General features: G+C 47.1%; 11 protein-coding genes and 1 pseudogene. 9 read left to right on the top strand and 3 right to left on the bottom strand.

From position 1 onward, the window contains the following. The first annotated feature begins 16 nt into the window (after positions 1 to 16). The 5 genes from Q3F21_RS06860 (at position 17) to Q3F21_RS06840 (ending at position 6,064) form a co-directional block, all read left to right on the top strand. Complete coding sequence (locus tag Q3F21_RS06860) at positions 17 to 1,804, top strand: ABC transporter ATP-binding protein (RefSeq protein WP_340250755.1); 1,788 nt, start codon at positions 17 to 19, stop codon at positions 1,802 to 1,804. Then, positions 1,804 to 3,588 carry an ABC transporter ATP-binding protein gene (locus Q3F21_RS06855; RefSeq protein ID WP_340250754.1) on the top strand — a complete coding sequence of 595 codons (1,785 nt, stop codon included), beginning with the start codon at positions 1,804 to 1,806 and terminating at the stop codon, positions 3,586 to 3,588. Before Q3F21_RS06860 ends, Q3F21_RS06855 begins: the two co-directional genes overlap by 1 nt. A 15-nt stretch (positions 3,589 to 3,603) precedes the next feature. Then, a complete protein-coding gene (locus Q3F21_RS06850) occupies positions 3,604 to 4,329 on the top strand; it encodes a thioesterase II family protein (protein ID WP_340250753.1) in 726 nt (241 codons plus the stop codon). Positions 4,330 to 4,729: 400 nt separating this feature from the next. Further along, complete coding sequence (locus Q3F21_RS06845) at positions 4,730 to 5,317, top strand: TetR family transcriptional regulator (RefSeq protein ID WP_340250752.1); 588 nt, start codon at positions 4,730 to 4,732, stop codon at positions 5,315 to 5,317. A 48-nt stretch (positions 5,318 to 5,365) separates the two neighbouring features. After that, positions 5,366 to 6,064, top strand: coding sequence for a YqeB family protein (locus Q3F21_RS06840; protein WP_340250751.1), 699 nt, complete (start codon positions 5,366 to 5,368; stop codon positions 6,062 to 6,064). Between the two features lie 53 nt (positions 6,065 to 6,117). On the opposite strand, the pseudogene Q3F21_RS06835 reads toward Q3F21_RS06840, so the two are convergent. Continuing rightward, a pseudogene (locus tag Q3F21_RS06835) lies at positions 6,118 to 6,768 on the bottom strand (phosphotransferase); the annotation flags it as partial. Positions 6,769 to 7,449: 681 nt separating this feature from the next. On the opposite strand from Q3F21_RS06835, the gene Q3F21_RS06830 reads away from it, so the two are divergent. The 4 genes from Q3F21_RS06830 to Q3F21_RS06815 all read left to right on the top strand — a co-directional run bounded on the left by Q3F21_RS06830 (position 7,450) and on the right by Q3F21_RS06815 (position 12,267). Then, on the top strand, positions 7,450 to 7,917 hold the full coding sequence (locus tag Q3F21_RS06830; RefSeq protein ID WP_340250750.1) for a DUF6323 family protein: 468 nt from the start codon (positions 7,450 to 7,452) through the stop codon (positions 7,915 to 7,917). Then, complete coding sequence (locus Q3F21_RS06825) at positions 7,917 to 9,365, top strand: DUF6179 domain-containing protein (RefSeq protein ID WP_340250749.1); 1,449 nt, start codon at positions 7,917 to 7,919, stop codon at positions 9,363 to 9,365. The genes Q3F21_RS06830 and Q3F21_RS06825 overlap by 1 nt, the downstream gene beginning before the upstream one ends. Positions 9,366 to 9,916: 551 nt before the next feature. Next, a complete protein-coding gene (locus Q3F21_RS06820) occupies positions 9,917 to 11,140 on the top strand; it encodes a zinc-dependent alcohol dehydrogenase (RefSeq protein WP_340250987.1) in 1,224 nt (407 codons plus the stop codon). Positions 11,141 to 11,181: 41 nt separating this feature from the next. Then, positions 11,182 to 12,267 carry a class II aldolase/adducin family protein gene (locus Q3F21_RS06815; protein WP_340250748.1) on the top strand — a complete coding sequence of 362 codons (1,086 nt, stop codon included), beginning with the start codon at positions 11,182 to 11,184 and terminating at the stop codon, positions 12,265 to 12,267. A gap of 48 nt (positions 12,268 to 12,315) precedes the next feature. Here the strand turns inward: Q3F21_RS06815 and Q3F21_RS06810 are convergent, their stop codons facing one another. After that, complete coding sequence (locus tag Q3F21_RS06810) at positions 12,316 to 13,155, bottom strand: alpha/beta hydrolase (RefSeq protein WP_340250747.1); 840 nt, start codon at positions 13,153 to 13,155, stop codon at positions 12,316 to 12,318. Between the two features lie 96 nt (positions 13,156 to 13,251). Next, entirely contained in the window at positions 13,252 to 14,367 is a 1,116-nt protein-coding gene (locus Q3F21_RS06805; protein ID WP_340250746.1) for an MGDG synthase family glycosyltransferase, read from the bottom strand.

The raw sequence follows: 14,367 nt of genomic DNA, 5'->3' as shown, positions 1-14,367 counted from the left end.
GGGAGAGGAGAAACGCATGGATGTAACCACGAAAGAGCGTCCCCCCGGAAACAAGTCCATTTTCAGATGGATCATCTCCTACATCAAGCCGTATCGCCGCTGGGTCCTGCTGAGCATCGTGACCGCCTTGCTGGTAGCCGTCACAGAAATCTGGATGGGCCTATTGATCCAACGCATGGTGGAAAACCTCAGCGTATACGGGAAACTGCTCGGTATCGCTTCTCTGATCTTCGGTTTGACGATCGTGGGCTTTTTCTCCAAGTATTTGATGAAATATTCTGCTGCGAGATTTAGTTCAAATGCGATTCGGGACCTGAAAACCGGCATTACCGTTCACATTGAAAAATTGCCGATTTCCACAATGGAGAAATACCATTCGGGTGACGTCGTTTCACGTTTAACGAACGACGCTATGCTGATCCAAAACTTTTTTCACCAACATTTTTACCAGCTTTTTTATCTGCCCGTCGTATTTGTCGGGGCATTGACGGTGCTGCTGGTAATCAACTGGAAGCTGATTCTGATCAGCATTGCCATCCTGCCAGCCGCCATATGGCTGATGGAAAAAATAAGCAAGCCGCTCAAGAAAAACATCGAGGAATTGCAGGAGAATCTCGGAGCCGCCAATGCCGTCGCGCAGGATACCATCTCCGGAATCCATATGGTCAAAGCATTCCAGCTCCATGACGTACTCCTGCACAAATATGAAACGGCGATGACAAACGTCTTGAGAAGCGGAATCAAAGCGGAAAAAAGGCGTGCATGGATGACTGCTCCGGGTATTTTGCTGTTTTCTTCCCCTATCTTGGTTTTTACCGCATACGGCGGGTACCAGCTTCAAACCGGGGAATTAAGTCTGGGCAGCCTGGTCATCTTTAGCTACTTGCTCCCGTTCATCATCCAACCGTTGTCGCTGACGCCGATGCTGTTTGCCCAGGTGCAAGAGACAACCGGCGCATCGAAACGCCTGTTCGACATCTATGTGCAAAGTGTCGAACAAGACGGCAACCCACCCTTTGCCATTGATCCTGACGCCGTTCCCGTTGTCTTTGATGAGGTGACGTTTGCATACGACGGTAAATCTAGAATACTGAATGGCGTATCCTTCACCTTGGAAAAAAACAAGACTATCGCGCTGGTGGGAGCCAGCGGAAGCGGAAAAAGCACCATCATGAAGCTGTTGTGCGGCTTCTATCAGATTCCTCCCCAAAACGGGCGCATAAACGTGTTCGGACACCCGCTGCAGGAGTGGAATCTGGCAGAAATGAGAAACCATATCTCGCTCGTCTCGCAGGAAACCACTCTGTTTCCCGTTACCATCGCCGAAAACATCTCGTATGGCCGGCTGGATGCGACGCGGGAGGAAATCATCACGGCGGCAAAGGCGGCCAATGCCCACGATTTCATCATGGACCTCCCCAACGGGTATGAAACGGTTTTGGGGGAACGCGGCTCGCGCATCTCCGGCGGACAAAAGCAGCGTATTGCGATTGCGAGAGCGATCCTGAAAGACGCGCCGATTCTCTTGCTGGATGAACCGACATCCGCCCTGGATACGCAGTCCGAGGCGCTTGTTCAGGAAGCGCTGGATTATGTGATGCGAAACCGGACGGTATTGGTCATTGCCCACCGGCTGTCCACGATCAAGGAGGCGGATGAGGTGCTGGTTCTGGAGCAGGGACGAATTGTGGAGAGCGGAACCCATGATGAATTGCTGGCCCAAAATGGACTCTACACCAAGCTGTACAAACAGCAATTTGCCACGGAAGAAAGCGCTGAACTGGTTGTCGAGGGGGCATCATGATGTTTTTCCGTACAGTGGGAAGCGAAATTCTTCAGCTTTTCTCTTTTTTCCAGGGAAAGAAGCGAACGTATTTTTTGGGCTTGTTCGGGGATGCGGCAGGCCAAGCCGGCACACTCGTCTGTCTGCCGTTTGTGTTTAAGGATTTGACCGATTTTGCCATCTCGAAAGATCCGGCACTGCTGTCGAGAGCGATTGTGCTGATGAGCGTGACGTTTCTTGTGCTTAGCATCTTGTCTCCGACTTTTTGCTATTTCTATCGGCGTACGGTCAGGGAGGTCATCAAGAACGTCCGGCTCGCCATCTTCCGTCGCATGGTCCATCTTCCGTCCGGTTTCTACGAACGGCAGCACAGCGGAGAAATCATGTCGCGACTCGGGAACGATGTTCAAGTCATGGAACAGGCCTACTTTGAACATCTCAAATCGATGAGCGTCATCGTCGTGACGCTTATCGGCTCACTGGCAGGCATGTTTTTATTGGACTGGCGGTTTGCATCCGTTCTGGTCTTCTTCAGTACGGCTACCCTTTATCTGAATTCCCGCGTCGCCCGCTCTGTCAGAGCCATCGCGGATCAGATGCAGCAGCAAATGGGGGTTCAGACGGAGCGGTTGACCGACCTGTTGTCCGGATTGCCCGTCATAAAGATGTTCCAGTTACATAAGGTGGTCACGCAGCGCTATACCGAAGTGAACGAAGAAATCACAGTCTCTGCCGTCAAACAGGGACACAAGAGCGCACTTTTGGAGAGTATGAACTTTCTGATTCACTTTCTCAGTTTTGGAGGAACGCTGGTATGCGGAATCATCATGGCCGCCAAAGGATTCGTCCAAATGGGGTCGCTGGTCGCGATTGTCCAGCAGCAGTTGCTGGTGACGATGTCATTTCTTCAATTGGGCCAGGTGATCACAGCCCTGCAAGGCTCATTGGCGGGCGCCTTTCGCATCCAACAGTTTTTGGAGCAGCCGCCGGAGCCGGAACGCTATGACACGCTCACTGGCGAACAACAGTCAAATGGCAGCGCGCTGAATCTGCAGCATGTCGTCTTTGGCTATGAGGACGGCCCCAAGGTGCTTGACGGCATTTCGCTCACGGTCGACCAGGGGCAAACGGCCGCTTTGGTCGGAGCGAGCGGAAGCGGGAAAAGTACAGTCTTCAAACTACTCCTGGGATATTATCCTCCGCAGGACGGCGGGATTCACCTGCTGGGCAAGCCGCTTGGGGCGTATACACTCGCGGAAACAAGGCAGATGATCGCTTATGTGCCGCAAGACGCCTATCTGTTCGCGGGAACCATCGAAGAAAATATTCGCTACGGGTGCCGGAACGCGTCCGAGCAGGAATTAATCGAAGCTTGCAAGGCGGCCTATGCCCACGACTTCATCACAGAGCTGCCCGAAGGCTATCAGACTCGGGTAGGGGAGCGCGGAGCGATGCTGTCGGGCGGTCAGCGGCAGCGCATCGCCATTGCCCGGGCGATCCTGAAAAATGCGCCCATCCTCCTGTTGGATGAGGCAACTTCGGCCTTGGATGCGGAATCGGAATACTGGGTGCAGCAAGCCTTGAACGTACTGATGAAAAACCGGACCACCTTGGTTATCGCACACCGTCTGTCAACCATCCAGCAAGCGGATATCATCTACGTCATGGATCGGGGGAAAGTCGTGGAACAAGGCAGGCACCAGGAACTGCTGTCCCTGCATGGCGCATACGCCCGTTTGTATGAAGGGCAAAAAAGTCAAGAACACGAACGAGAACAAGAATACGAAGTGTCCGTGAAAATGTAAGGGAGAGGGTGTCTCATGATGGGAAAAATTCAATTGTTTTGCATCCCCTATGCCGGCGGTTCCGGGATCGTTTACGATAAATGGGCATCCTTTCTGCATCCATCCATCGAGTATGTGCCGATTGAGCTGGCCGGCAGGGGAAGACGGTTCAAGGATCGCCTCTATCAAGATTGGGATGAGGCGATAGCTGATATTTCCTCGCTGATCGCCAGCAAACGGGACGGCTCTCCGTTTGTTTTTTTCGGCCATAGCATGGGGGGACTCTTAGCCTATGAGCTCTATTACACGTTTCTTGCGCAAGGGGAAACGACTCCGGAGGTCTTGTTTGTTTCCGGGAAAAACCCTCCTCACAAAGACATGATCAAAAACAGGCATACGTTGTCAGACGAGGAGCTGATCCTGGAACTGAAGGAGTTGGGCGGGACACCGGAGGAGATCCTGCAAAACCGGGAGCTGCTCGATATCGTTTTGCCGATTATCCGTTCGGATTTTGCCATGCTCGAACGTTATGACTATACGCCGAAAAAGACACCGCTGGGCAAGAATCTGGTTGTGCTAAGCGGAAGCGGGGATCAAATGACCAAAGAGGTCGCCGAATGGAAAGAGTATACCAGCGAGGAGTGCACCTTTTATTCTTTTGAGGGCGGACATTTTTTTCTGCATGACTTTACGGAACAAATTGTCCAGATCATCAATCACCATGTGGTCGCTCTCCTAAAAGAGCCGGACTATTCCGTGTAACATGACTACCAGCAATACACGATCGGTCCACAATATAAACTGTCCCTCTACACTACGAATGAAAACAGTTTTCCCGATGAACCCATACTGGTAGACATCCTTGCCGCTATTTCCATTTTTAAAGACAAAGGACAGCCGAACATCCCGGCAGGCAAGAGGTAGACTATGAGGGAATGAGAACAAAGGGATTACAAGAGGACCGCATGACCATAATGAACAGCTGGCGCGAATGTGGCGCCGGCTGTTTTGTTTGCCCGGGCATGTACACAGCGAGAAAGCGCGATAGGTAAGATGGAGTCTAATGAACGATCACATTTGACAGAAGGGAAAAGCATGATATAATTTGATTGATCGTTCAATGAATTAACTGGATGGAAAATCAGTTTTTGGGGTGATCTGTATGGATGGCAAGCATTCATTTATAGCAGAAGCGAGAAGGGAACAAATTATGAAAGCCGCGATCGAAGCTCTTGGTGAGGTAGGATATGCGAATGTAAGTTTGTCCCAAATAGCAAAGAAAGCAAACATTAGCACTGGGCTGATCTCTTATCATTTTTCCGGCAAAGAAGACTTGATTAACAATACGTTAATGTATTTGTCTCAACAAGAATGGTTTTACATTCGTGGAAAAGTAGAATCAAAGCAGACTCCCACAGAAAAGTTAATCGCTTTTATTGAAGCAAGTTTAGCGTATCAAGCTACAAACCAAGTAAACAACATTGCTTTAATTGAGATTGTGTTTAATGCCCGGACGCCGGATCATGTCCCTTATTACAAGTTGGAAGACCATGAAGAAGATTTCGTATCTAACCTATTGCAAGAAATACTTCACAAAGGACAGGAATCAAAAGAATTCCGTGATTTTCATCCTCGGGTGGCTGCAACTGTCATAAAAGGAGCCATTTCAGAATCGCTGTTATCTTCTCACATAAATTTGGAGGAATATAGCGAAGAACTCATTCACATGATCTTGACCATGGTGAAATGACGGGAAGGAATCAGCGTTTATGACGCGTCGGGGTGGAGGAGTCGACTGATGGAAAAAAACACAACGGTTTTAGGTATGAGCAAGTCTGAAAAATCACTTATCATTGTGGTTTGCATCATACTCGGAGCGGCAATTGGATGGTTTCTGCCAATCATTGCAGATTGGGTGTTAAAGCTGCCGGTTGTCCCCTTTGAGAAATTGTTCATATTCATCGCTTCCTTTCATCATTTTTGGGTTTCAGTCGTCGCTTCAATCGTCGGCGTTATCGCTGGTTTCATTCTTTCGCTAATTGTCTTTAGCGAGAGCCTGACGGCAACGGTATCGGATCATCAATTGAAGTTAGTGCTGGGAGATTCGGAAAAAATCATTGAGAAAAAAGACATTTATGCCGTGTATATGGACAATAAGAATCTTGTAGTTCTTGGACAAAGCAGTCAAGAGTTGTACAGGGAAGTGTTTGAAATAAAATCGGATGCCGTGCGGGGAGCCTTTCATAAGCATGGATACCCTTGGCACGAAGGAGATCCCTTCATTTCTGAATATCAAAGATGGGCGGATGGCCACCCTGATTTTCCTTCGGGTATAAATGCACTGCTAGGTGTTCGGGAGCGCGCCTTGAAAGAAGAGGATAAGAAGACCGCAAAGTATTTACGAGAAGATTTGGCCCAGCTAGGAGTCGTTATTCGGGACGATAGGAATGGTCAATACGTGAGGTTGAGTCAGGGAACCGACAGGTGCGCAAAATGAGCGATCATTATAAAACTATTGCCGAGTCAACCCGTATCTAATATAAGTAAACGTTACCCGTGAATGTTCCTTAGATGGGTGCTGAACTCCTCCGCTAAAACCCGAAGGATAAACGGACCATGCTGGTTCAGTTGAGCTATTAATTTATTTACTGGATCAATCGAGTGTATGGCGGAACAGGTGAAAAACAAGCTGACCCTGGCGAGGGCTGCAGGAAGAGCATGCTTCTCTTCTTCTGTCAGTTCTCCGTAACCGTTAAGAAATATTCTGTCAAACGATTTGGAGGCGTGATCGGCCAACAATATATAGATAACCCACAACGCATAGGCAACGTCATGAACGCGAGGGCCGTATTGAAGATAATCAAAGTCCATGATACAAGCGATTTCACCGTTTTCCTTGAAAAGCTGATTCCAAAAATGCCAATCGTTATGAATGACCGTGTGCGGCAACCCATCCTGCACCGTTTTCCATTTACCAATTACCAGATCAAACAATTGCTGGAGTTGGTGAATATGAGGCGAAGAAGTGGGGAATAAGCTTTTTAATTGATTTATGTTGCTTTCGAGAGACGAGATGGAAGCATCAAACAGGGGAGAGGACGTCGGAACGAAAGTGGCATGTTTCGTTGCTTCGTGAAATCTCCTCAACATAACTGCACTTTCATGTACTTGCTTAGAATCGAGAGTAAATGTATGAGCATGATAAAAGGATAGGCTTGCACCTTAAGCCCGCGGTATCTCCAATACGGTTTTCCTTTGTCCGTATGCAGGGGCATAAGCACTGGCAATTGAGCTTGTTGCAGGATGGATAGTACGCGTTCGCTCATCAATAAATTTCCACTGGCAATGACCCTATTTTCATGCACACATTATTTTGAATGGGGATCCCTGACCATGAGAAGGTTCAACACAGAATTGTTGAGAATGCCGGGTATTTTTCTTTTCTGAGCCCATTTCCGGAAGCCATGACTAATGCGTCATTTCCTCCCTCACAAGATCCACTTGGTTTTAATCGCGAGAGTTTCCAGCATGAACTAAACGAGGAGATTACAGATTTTTTGTTGCGCAACACATAACAACGATACAATACTGTAGGCAAATCTTCTTTCATTTCCAAGCATACATTTACATCAGCAACCCGCGAAAATACAACGAACGCCGCCGGTCCCTGATTGTGCAGAGGACGGGCGGCGTTCAAGCTAAAGAGAACACAAAAAATTTTCCTTTCCATGGAATTGACAATGGAAGAGAACGTTGATACAATATCGGTTGTTAAATTTCATTAATATCCAATTTAACAATATCACAAAAGAAGAATGAAGTCAATCTTTTTTTTAAAACTTTTTGCTTTAGGCAAAAATCAACTCCCGTGGGGGAAGCCGCATGATACTATCCCGAATCTTCAAATCCGTAAGCGTTGCTGCTCAAGAGCAGCGCACTATCCTCGAACTGCTTGAACTGAATGAGAAGACGAAAGCAAGCGGCCTGATGCTGGCTCCTGAAGAAATCAATTGCATGATGACCGCAAGAAACCAATTGCTGCAGAATTGCGGGCGGCTAGAGTTGGGAATAGAAGTGACGAAGGAGCTCATTGAGGTTTTTTCCGCGTCCCCCTACATCAGCCAAGATCATTACGCTTCTACGCTAATTGAACTTCACGAGATCTTCTATTACGCAAAGAACGAAACCGAAGACAGGATCGGCGATTTCAAGCTGATCGGGATCATGAAAGATCACTTCGACAATGAATGCGGGGGTTCCTTGGAACTGCTAAGAAGCAAACTTGAAGAGTTCGCTGTTACTTTCAGAATCGAAGCAATGCGTAATGGTTTCGAAGGAGATGATGACTAGTGGATACTGACAACGCCCGCAATGCCGCAAGCGATAACCAGTCGCTGGTTTCCGAAAGCGGCATCAATCCATCTTTTTTGAATAAAAGCCGGTATACGCTGTCTCTATTGAGCGAAGGACATCGTGCAGGCATCTTCAACAATCAGGAAATCTACAGCATCCAGAATCAAATCCTGGTTATCCTCCAGGATTTGATCAAGCGGTATACCCAAGGAGAAAGCTCTTCCGTTACCACCGAAACGGCGGAAGGCATCATGACCTCGGTATTGTATGCCTTGGACGCGTATTTATTAAACGTCGAGCATCACGACAAAGCGATCGCCTATTTGAAAACAGTTGATATGGCAAAACTGTATGAAAAAGGGCTTGAACGGGTAAGTCAAACCTTCGAAGAAGCGAAACTGCTCTACCAGGAGATCAAACAGCATAAATTGGACGTTCCGGTCGATGCCTACAACCTGACAATTGAGGAATCACTGCCCGTCTTTATGAAAAAATACGGAATCATATTCGATGCACACAATACGATGGCCAGCATTGACTATCCCTTGGCGATCGACGACATGCGTCTGCAGGGCGTCTTCTACATGAAGCAGTATATGGAACGTCTGAAACTCGAAAACGAGTTCTGTTTCAAATTCAAAAACGAAGATCTGCTCAATTTGCTGAAAAACTTCGGAAGAATGTGCAGATTCGATTATCGTATTGAGTTATTCAACATTTTTATGCTTGTCCTAAATCATTCTTTATTTTCAATTTTATCAGGAGGCGATACAGACCAGGTAAGAATTTCAGCTTATCAATTCGAGCGGTTGGAACGGATGTTCACCCATTCGGACGCTTCTGGGATCGGCACAATGATACGGAAAGCGATGCACCTGTTGAAGGGGGATTTGCAGATCGACGACAAAACGGCGAACTACATGAATCAATGCAGCAAAGAACTTGTATGGCGCATAATCAACGCCGCAGAACACAACAACCTTCACTCGGTCATTATTACGGACGTTGAAGAGAAAATAAAACCCGTTGTCATTTCATTGAATACAGGAGACAAGATGAGCGATGTCCGGCTTAGAACTTTGCTTGAGGAAATCATTCGCGGCCAAACGAAAGAGGAGAAGGCCCGGCTCATCAAATCCAACTTTTTCTCCCTGCACGATTATTTGGATATGTTAGAAAGCGAATGCCTGTATGGAGATGAATATGAAGCTCTGTACGCCTCCTTCGGCGACATGGAGCTTGCGATCCTGGCGAAGATCGTATTTTACCAAGAATTGCGGGGCGGTGACATGAATCTTCACACCATCGTTTCGGAGAAGGGAGATGCGGAACCGGCATGGCAGATGCGCTTGATCGGGTTCATGAAAGGCTTGAGCGCTTTACGGATACGCGAGATTGAGAAGCTGATCGACAATATTGATTATGAAGAAATCAAGTTTTATTGAATCTGGATAAATCTATCGCGCTGCTTGAGCAGCAGGGTATTGTCAATTAAAACATTACTGATTTTGAATTATTGTATTTTCCCTAAAGCCCCATAATTGGATTTAAGTCATAACCCCTTATCTTGTAAATAACAAGAACGCACACATCGAATCATTTCAAAGCATTCTGGAGAAAGAGTGTCTGGGGGTGGCATGAGTTTGAGAATTACCGGGATGCCTATGAAACGGTTACGAATGATCTGCTCTTTTACAACGGAAGTCTGTATGGCCTTTCACCAGCAGAATTCATGAAGGATTTAACACCGCAACGGATAAAATGGATGGTTGTGAAAGTGTAAAGTGGCAAGACCATTAGGGTAAAGCTTTTCTCATCCTGCACTCTCCACTGTCAGAAGAAAAGAAAGAAACATTGCGGCAAATCGAGAATAAGGGAGATTGGTTCCACTATTAAGGGGTTAAACCGATTTTTGTACCGAGTGATAACATAATTCGTCCAATTTTAAAATACCCATAACCATAGACTGTATTCTGAAGGGAGGGACATGGAGATTTTGAAAGCGATTCAATTCGAAGCCAACATCCCGCATTATCTCTTTAGTAAAGCGATCGGACGTTTTTTTCCATCTGCGTTTTTCGGACCGATGTCATGTCTTTCGTGGCGGGATGTAGAAGAGCCAGCTTTACCCACGCAAGAATGGGTAAAGATCCGCGTGAAGTATTGCGGTATTTGCGGAAGTGATCTCAACTTGATTTTTCTTCACGACAGCCCTTCTACTTCACCCTTCGCTTCTTTCCCCTTTACGATCGGCCATGAAATAGTGGGTATTATCGAGGAAGTAGGAAGAGATGTAGCACATTTATCCGTAGGGGATCGGATTGTCGTCGATCCGATTCTGTCATGCCAATCACGAGGCTTTCGCGAGCCTTGTGTGTCTTGTCAGCGGGGAGATTTTAGCCTCTGTGAGCGGATGACCGCAGGTGACGTCTCACCGGGTTTACTGATTGGCTCCTGCCGGGATACGGGGGGAGGTTGGAGTTCACGCTTGGTTGCTCATCATAGTCAAATTCTCAAGCTGCCTGCAGAAGTAAGTGATGTGAATGCAGTTATGATCGATCCCTTTGCTACAGCCTTGCATAGTGTCATGCGCGATCCACCACGAAAAGGCGAAACGGTACTGATTGTCGGCGCAGGAGTAATTGGCATTTGCGTATTGACAGCAATTCGCTCACTTGATATCGATGCGCGTGTAGTTGTTCTAGCCAAGCACCCGTTTCAGGCGGAATTGGTACGTCGATACGGTGCAGATGAAGTTGTTCTTCTTCGTTCCACAGTGGACTACGATCAACAGTTGGCTGGTATTCTTGGAGCAAAAGTACTCAAGCCGCTCTTCGGAAGTCCGGTAATTCAAGGGGGAGCTGACGTCGTTTACGAGTGCGTCGGCAAAGACCAAAGTATAAACGATGCATTACGCTTCACAAAAAGCAAAGGAAAAGTAAATTTGCTGGGCGTAGCCAGTATCCCTCGGAAAGTAGATTGGACTCCGATTTGGTTAAATGAACTAGAAGTAAAGGGGAGCTTTTCCGTTAGTACGGAAGAATACAAGGGAGAGCGGCACCGCACCTATGCCGTAGCCATAGACTTACTGAAGTCGGGAAAAGCGGACCTCGCTTCCTTGGTAACCCACCGGTTCACGTTGGATCAATACCGCGCAGCGATTGCCACCGCTGCCGGAAAACGAAAGAGCAGAGCGATGAAAGTTATTTTTGAGCCGTAAGCGTTTTTTCCGTCAACTAATGAATGAGAGAAGGAATGGGGATGAATTTTACTTTTATCAATGAGTTATCCAGTCCCTTTTTGAAATGGTTTTCCAATGGAATCAAAACGGAATTAGTCTCCAACGGATTTGTTTTTTGCGAACAACCCGTTGATAACATTCGAGTTGTTTTTAATTTTCTCCAAACAGACGATAGGAAACCTTACCGTAGAAAAGCGCAAGCTACTTTTTGTGTGGCAATTGCGGAAACTCATACAGCCCCTCCGGACATCCTGAAGGAAAGCTACCCGATATTAATCCGAACACTCTCAAACCTTTTGTTATACATTGTACATGGCGAAGAAACGGTCGATCTCTATTTCATTACCCTGGAGCGCGGATGTTATTCTGTTACGTGCGAGCCGGAAAACGAGCAGGCTTTTATTTGCAGCGTGACGAAGAGGCTGATTCCCATAATCTCTTCTCGCTTAGTGATCAACAATGAATTTCACTACGATTTGCCAGAAACACTGTGGAACGGAGATGAGCTAACCGCAGAGCTGAGGGAGTCTGGGAGAAAACTGGACGCACTTAATCTTTTACCGACTCCCTTTCCCTTAGAAGAGCTGCTTACGCCGCAAGATATACGACACGTAAAGCGTCTGTTCGGAGTTGGGGGATTAAGTTACGGCAATCTTAGCGTACGAAAGGACCAACAGCAGTTCTGGATGAGCGCAAGCGGAGTGAATAAGGGAGATATGCGGGTGATCGGACGGGACATCCTGCTCGTAATGGATTACAGTGCAGAACGGAATGCAATACTGCTCAATGTGCCTCCAAACGTGGAACCAAGACGGGTGTCGGTCGATGCGATCGAACATTGGATGATTTACACCCGGCATCCTGACGTGAAGGCGATCGTGCATATTCACGCCTGGATAGACGGAGTTCCTTCTACGGAGTGTAACTATCCATGCGGAACCTGGGAATTGGCGAAAGCCGTATCCGATCTAATCAGCCGATCAAACGATCCTTCCAGGGCGATCATTGGGCTGAAGAACCATGGTTTAACGATTACAGGGCATAGTCTGGAAGATATTTTTCAGCGCATCGACGGACGCATCATGCGACAAGTACCGATGTCGTGAGAAGTAAACCCATGGGAGTATGTTCTCACGGGTTGATGTTCTGCAGATTTACAGGCGGGCTGCTATCCATTGAAAAATATTGTTTACAGCTTCGTCCCTACATGATTCGTACAAAGGTCTGTGACGCCCCTCTGGAAAGACAATGTACGTTTTGTCGTTGTTAGCAATCGATTGAAAGAAATTCTCAACCATTCCCAGATGAGTCAAGGGGTCATTTTGACCGCAAAGGCACAAGGTTGGTGAAGCGCATTTTGCAGCTTCCGATATGGCATGGGCGCCATTGTGCAGAAATTCGTTGAACCAGCGCGGAGTATATTGGGTTGTAAACAAAGGGTCGCGTTTATCGTCAGAGGGATTGGACAACAAGATTGTTTTTAACCAGTTCCATTTAAACGGATCGACTGTCAGGGTCGGGGTTACCCAGGAAAGTAGCTTGGCTAATTTTTTCAAAGGGTAGGGGAGGGGAATACGGATTCCAAGTGCCGGCGAAGACAAAATCACTCCCTTTACCAGAAGAGGGTATTCTTGTACATAACGTATCGCGATCAAACCGCCAAAACTGTGACCGAGCAAGAAAAGCGGCACGGCGGGAAACTGTTTCAGCAATCGGCTGTTCAACGTTGCCAAATCATCCAGGTATTCTCGAAAATGATTAATATGACCACGAGTTCCATCGGATTTACCAAACCCTCGCATGTCTGGTGCAACGAGACCGATCTGACGATGCAGACATTCCTCGCCGATATCGGTATAAAAACCTGAATGTTCTCCGGCTCCATGAAGCAATATCATCAGTGCGAGGGGTTCTTTTGGAAGCCACTCTTGATAGTACAGATTATCTCCGTGTGTACCTGCATAATACCCGCTCTTATAGCACTGCGTATTCATTGGCCCTCCCAACAATGTTCGGCTTTTAGATATGTACCCATCATCCCATGTATGAACGCAACTGAAAGGTCGGAGAGAGTGGGTAAATCAGTGGATTTACAACTGCAGTATTTTCATAATCGATTCGATACTGGCTAACGGATCGATTCGTTGGACATACTGTCCGATTCTATCCTGAAACAATTGAATTTCCTGCGGATGAAAAAGCAATTTATGTACCCATTCGTCCGCCTCGTCTTCACTCTCAATTCGTTCAGCTAGATTATTTTTTATCAGATAATCGCAATTTTTCTCTTCATGCCCAGGAATCGGTTGGTATAACAGTATCGGAATGCCTTTACACAATGCTTCGAAACACGTTAAACCACCTGGCTTGGTAATCAGTAAATCGGTTGCATCCATCCATTTGTCAATAATGTCGACAAATCCTAAAACACGAATATGAGGGTGGCGAAAGTTTGTGTGCTTGGATAACGTTTGTTTCAGCGACTCATTGTGTCCAGCACATATGACCAACTGTAATGATTCTTTCCATTTTGCAAGTGCGTGGGCAAGCCGCTCAATACCGCCCAATCCAAATCCCCCGCCCATGAGCATCACGGTAGGCATGTCCTTTAGTAGTAAATTCCGCCGGACTTCCTGTTTGTCGTGTTTTGACCAAAAAATCGATTTTGTTGGGATGCCGGTGATCCGAATCCTGCTGCGGTCCACCCCCAGATTGACTAATTCATGCTGAACAGCCTCGCTTGAAACCAAGTAGAGGTCTACCTCCGGATGAGCATATACTCCATGAGCGTGAAAATCGGTAATCACTGTACACAAGCTTATTGGATACCCCAACCTTTTTAATCTGGCCATGGATGAGCCGGTAAAGGGGTGGGTACAGATCACCAGGTTTGGTTTTTCCCGATCAAGCAGATTGTTCACATTACGGTGAAACAGGTGGTAAATAAAAAATTGCAGCAACTTGGAAACGGGCTGGCTATGTTTATTCAAATACAGTTTTCGCCAGGCTGAAGGGAATGCCTTGATGAGTTGGACGTAAAATTGAAACAGGAGAGCCGTTGTTGTCGGGTGTAATTCCCGCCCTGCTTCGACAATCTGTGTTCGCACAGTAGGTGCCAATCGAGCAAGACCCTGTGCCAATGCTTGTGCAGCTGCTGTATGACCATTCCCGAACGCTTCCGAGAGAATGAGGACCTTCTTGTTCAT

It is taken from the genome of Brevibacillus borstelensis, from assembly GCF_037834415.1.
Lineage (GTDB): Bacteria > Bacillota > Bacilli > Brevibacillales > Brevibacillaceae > Brevibacillus > Brevibacillus borstelensis_A.
Note: the sequence above shows the minus strand (reverse complement) of the source record. Positions and strands in the feature narration are given on the sequence as shown.

Bases quoted from the DNA above. Each gene is read 5' to 3' on its own strand.
- Q3F21_RS06860 (WP_340250755.1), top strand. From the start codon at position 17: ATGGATGTAACCACGAAAGAGCGTCCCCCCGGAAACAAGTCCATTTTC.
- Q3F21_RS06855 (WP_340250754.1), top strand. From the start codon at position 1,804: ATGTTTTTCCGTACAGTGGGAAGCGAAATTCTTCAGCTTTTCTCTTTT.
- Q3F21_RS06850 (WP_340250753.1), top strand. From the start codon at position 3,604: ATGATGGGAAAAATTCAATTGTTTTGCATCCCCTATGCCGGCGGTTCC.
- Q3F21_RS06845 (WP_340250752.1), top strand. From the start codon at position 4,730: ATGGATGGCAAGCATTCATTTATAGCAGAAGCGAGAAGGGAACAAATT.
- Q3F21_RS06840 (WP_340250751.1), top strand. From the start codon at position 5,366: ATGGAAAAAAACACAACGGTTTTAGGTATGAGCAAGTCTGAAAAATCA.
- Q3F21_RS06830 (WP_340250750.1), top strand. From the start codon at position 7,450: ATGATACTATCCCGAATCTTCAAATCCGTAAGCGTTGCTGCTCAAGAG.
- Q3F21_RS06815 (WP_340250748.1), top strand. From the start codon at position 11,182: ATGAATTTTACTTTTATCAATGAGTTATCCAGTCCCTTTTTGAAATGG.
- Q3F21_RS06810 (WP_340250747.1), bottom strand. From the start codon at position 13,155: ATGAATACGCAGTGCTATAAGAGCGGGTATTATGCAGGTACACACGGA.
- Q3F21_RS06805 (WP_340250746.1), bottom strand. From the start codon at position 14,367: ATGAACAAGAAGGTCCTCATTCTCTCGGAAGCGTTCGGGAATGGTCAT.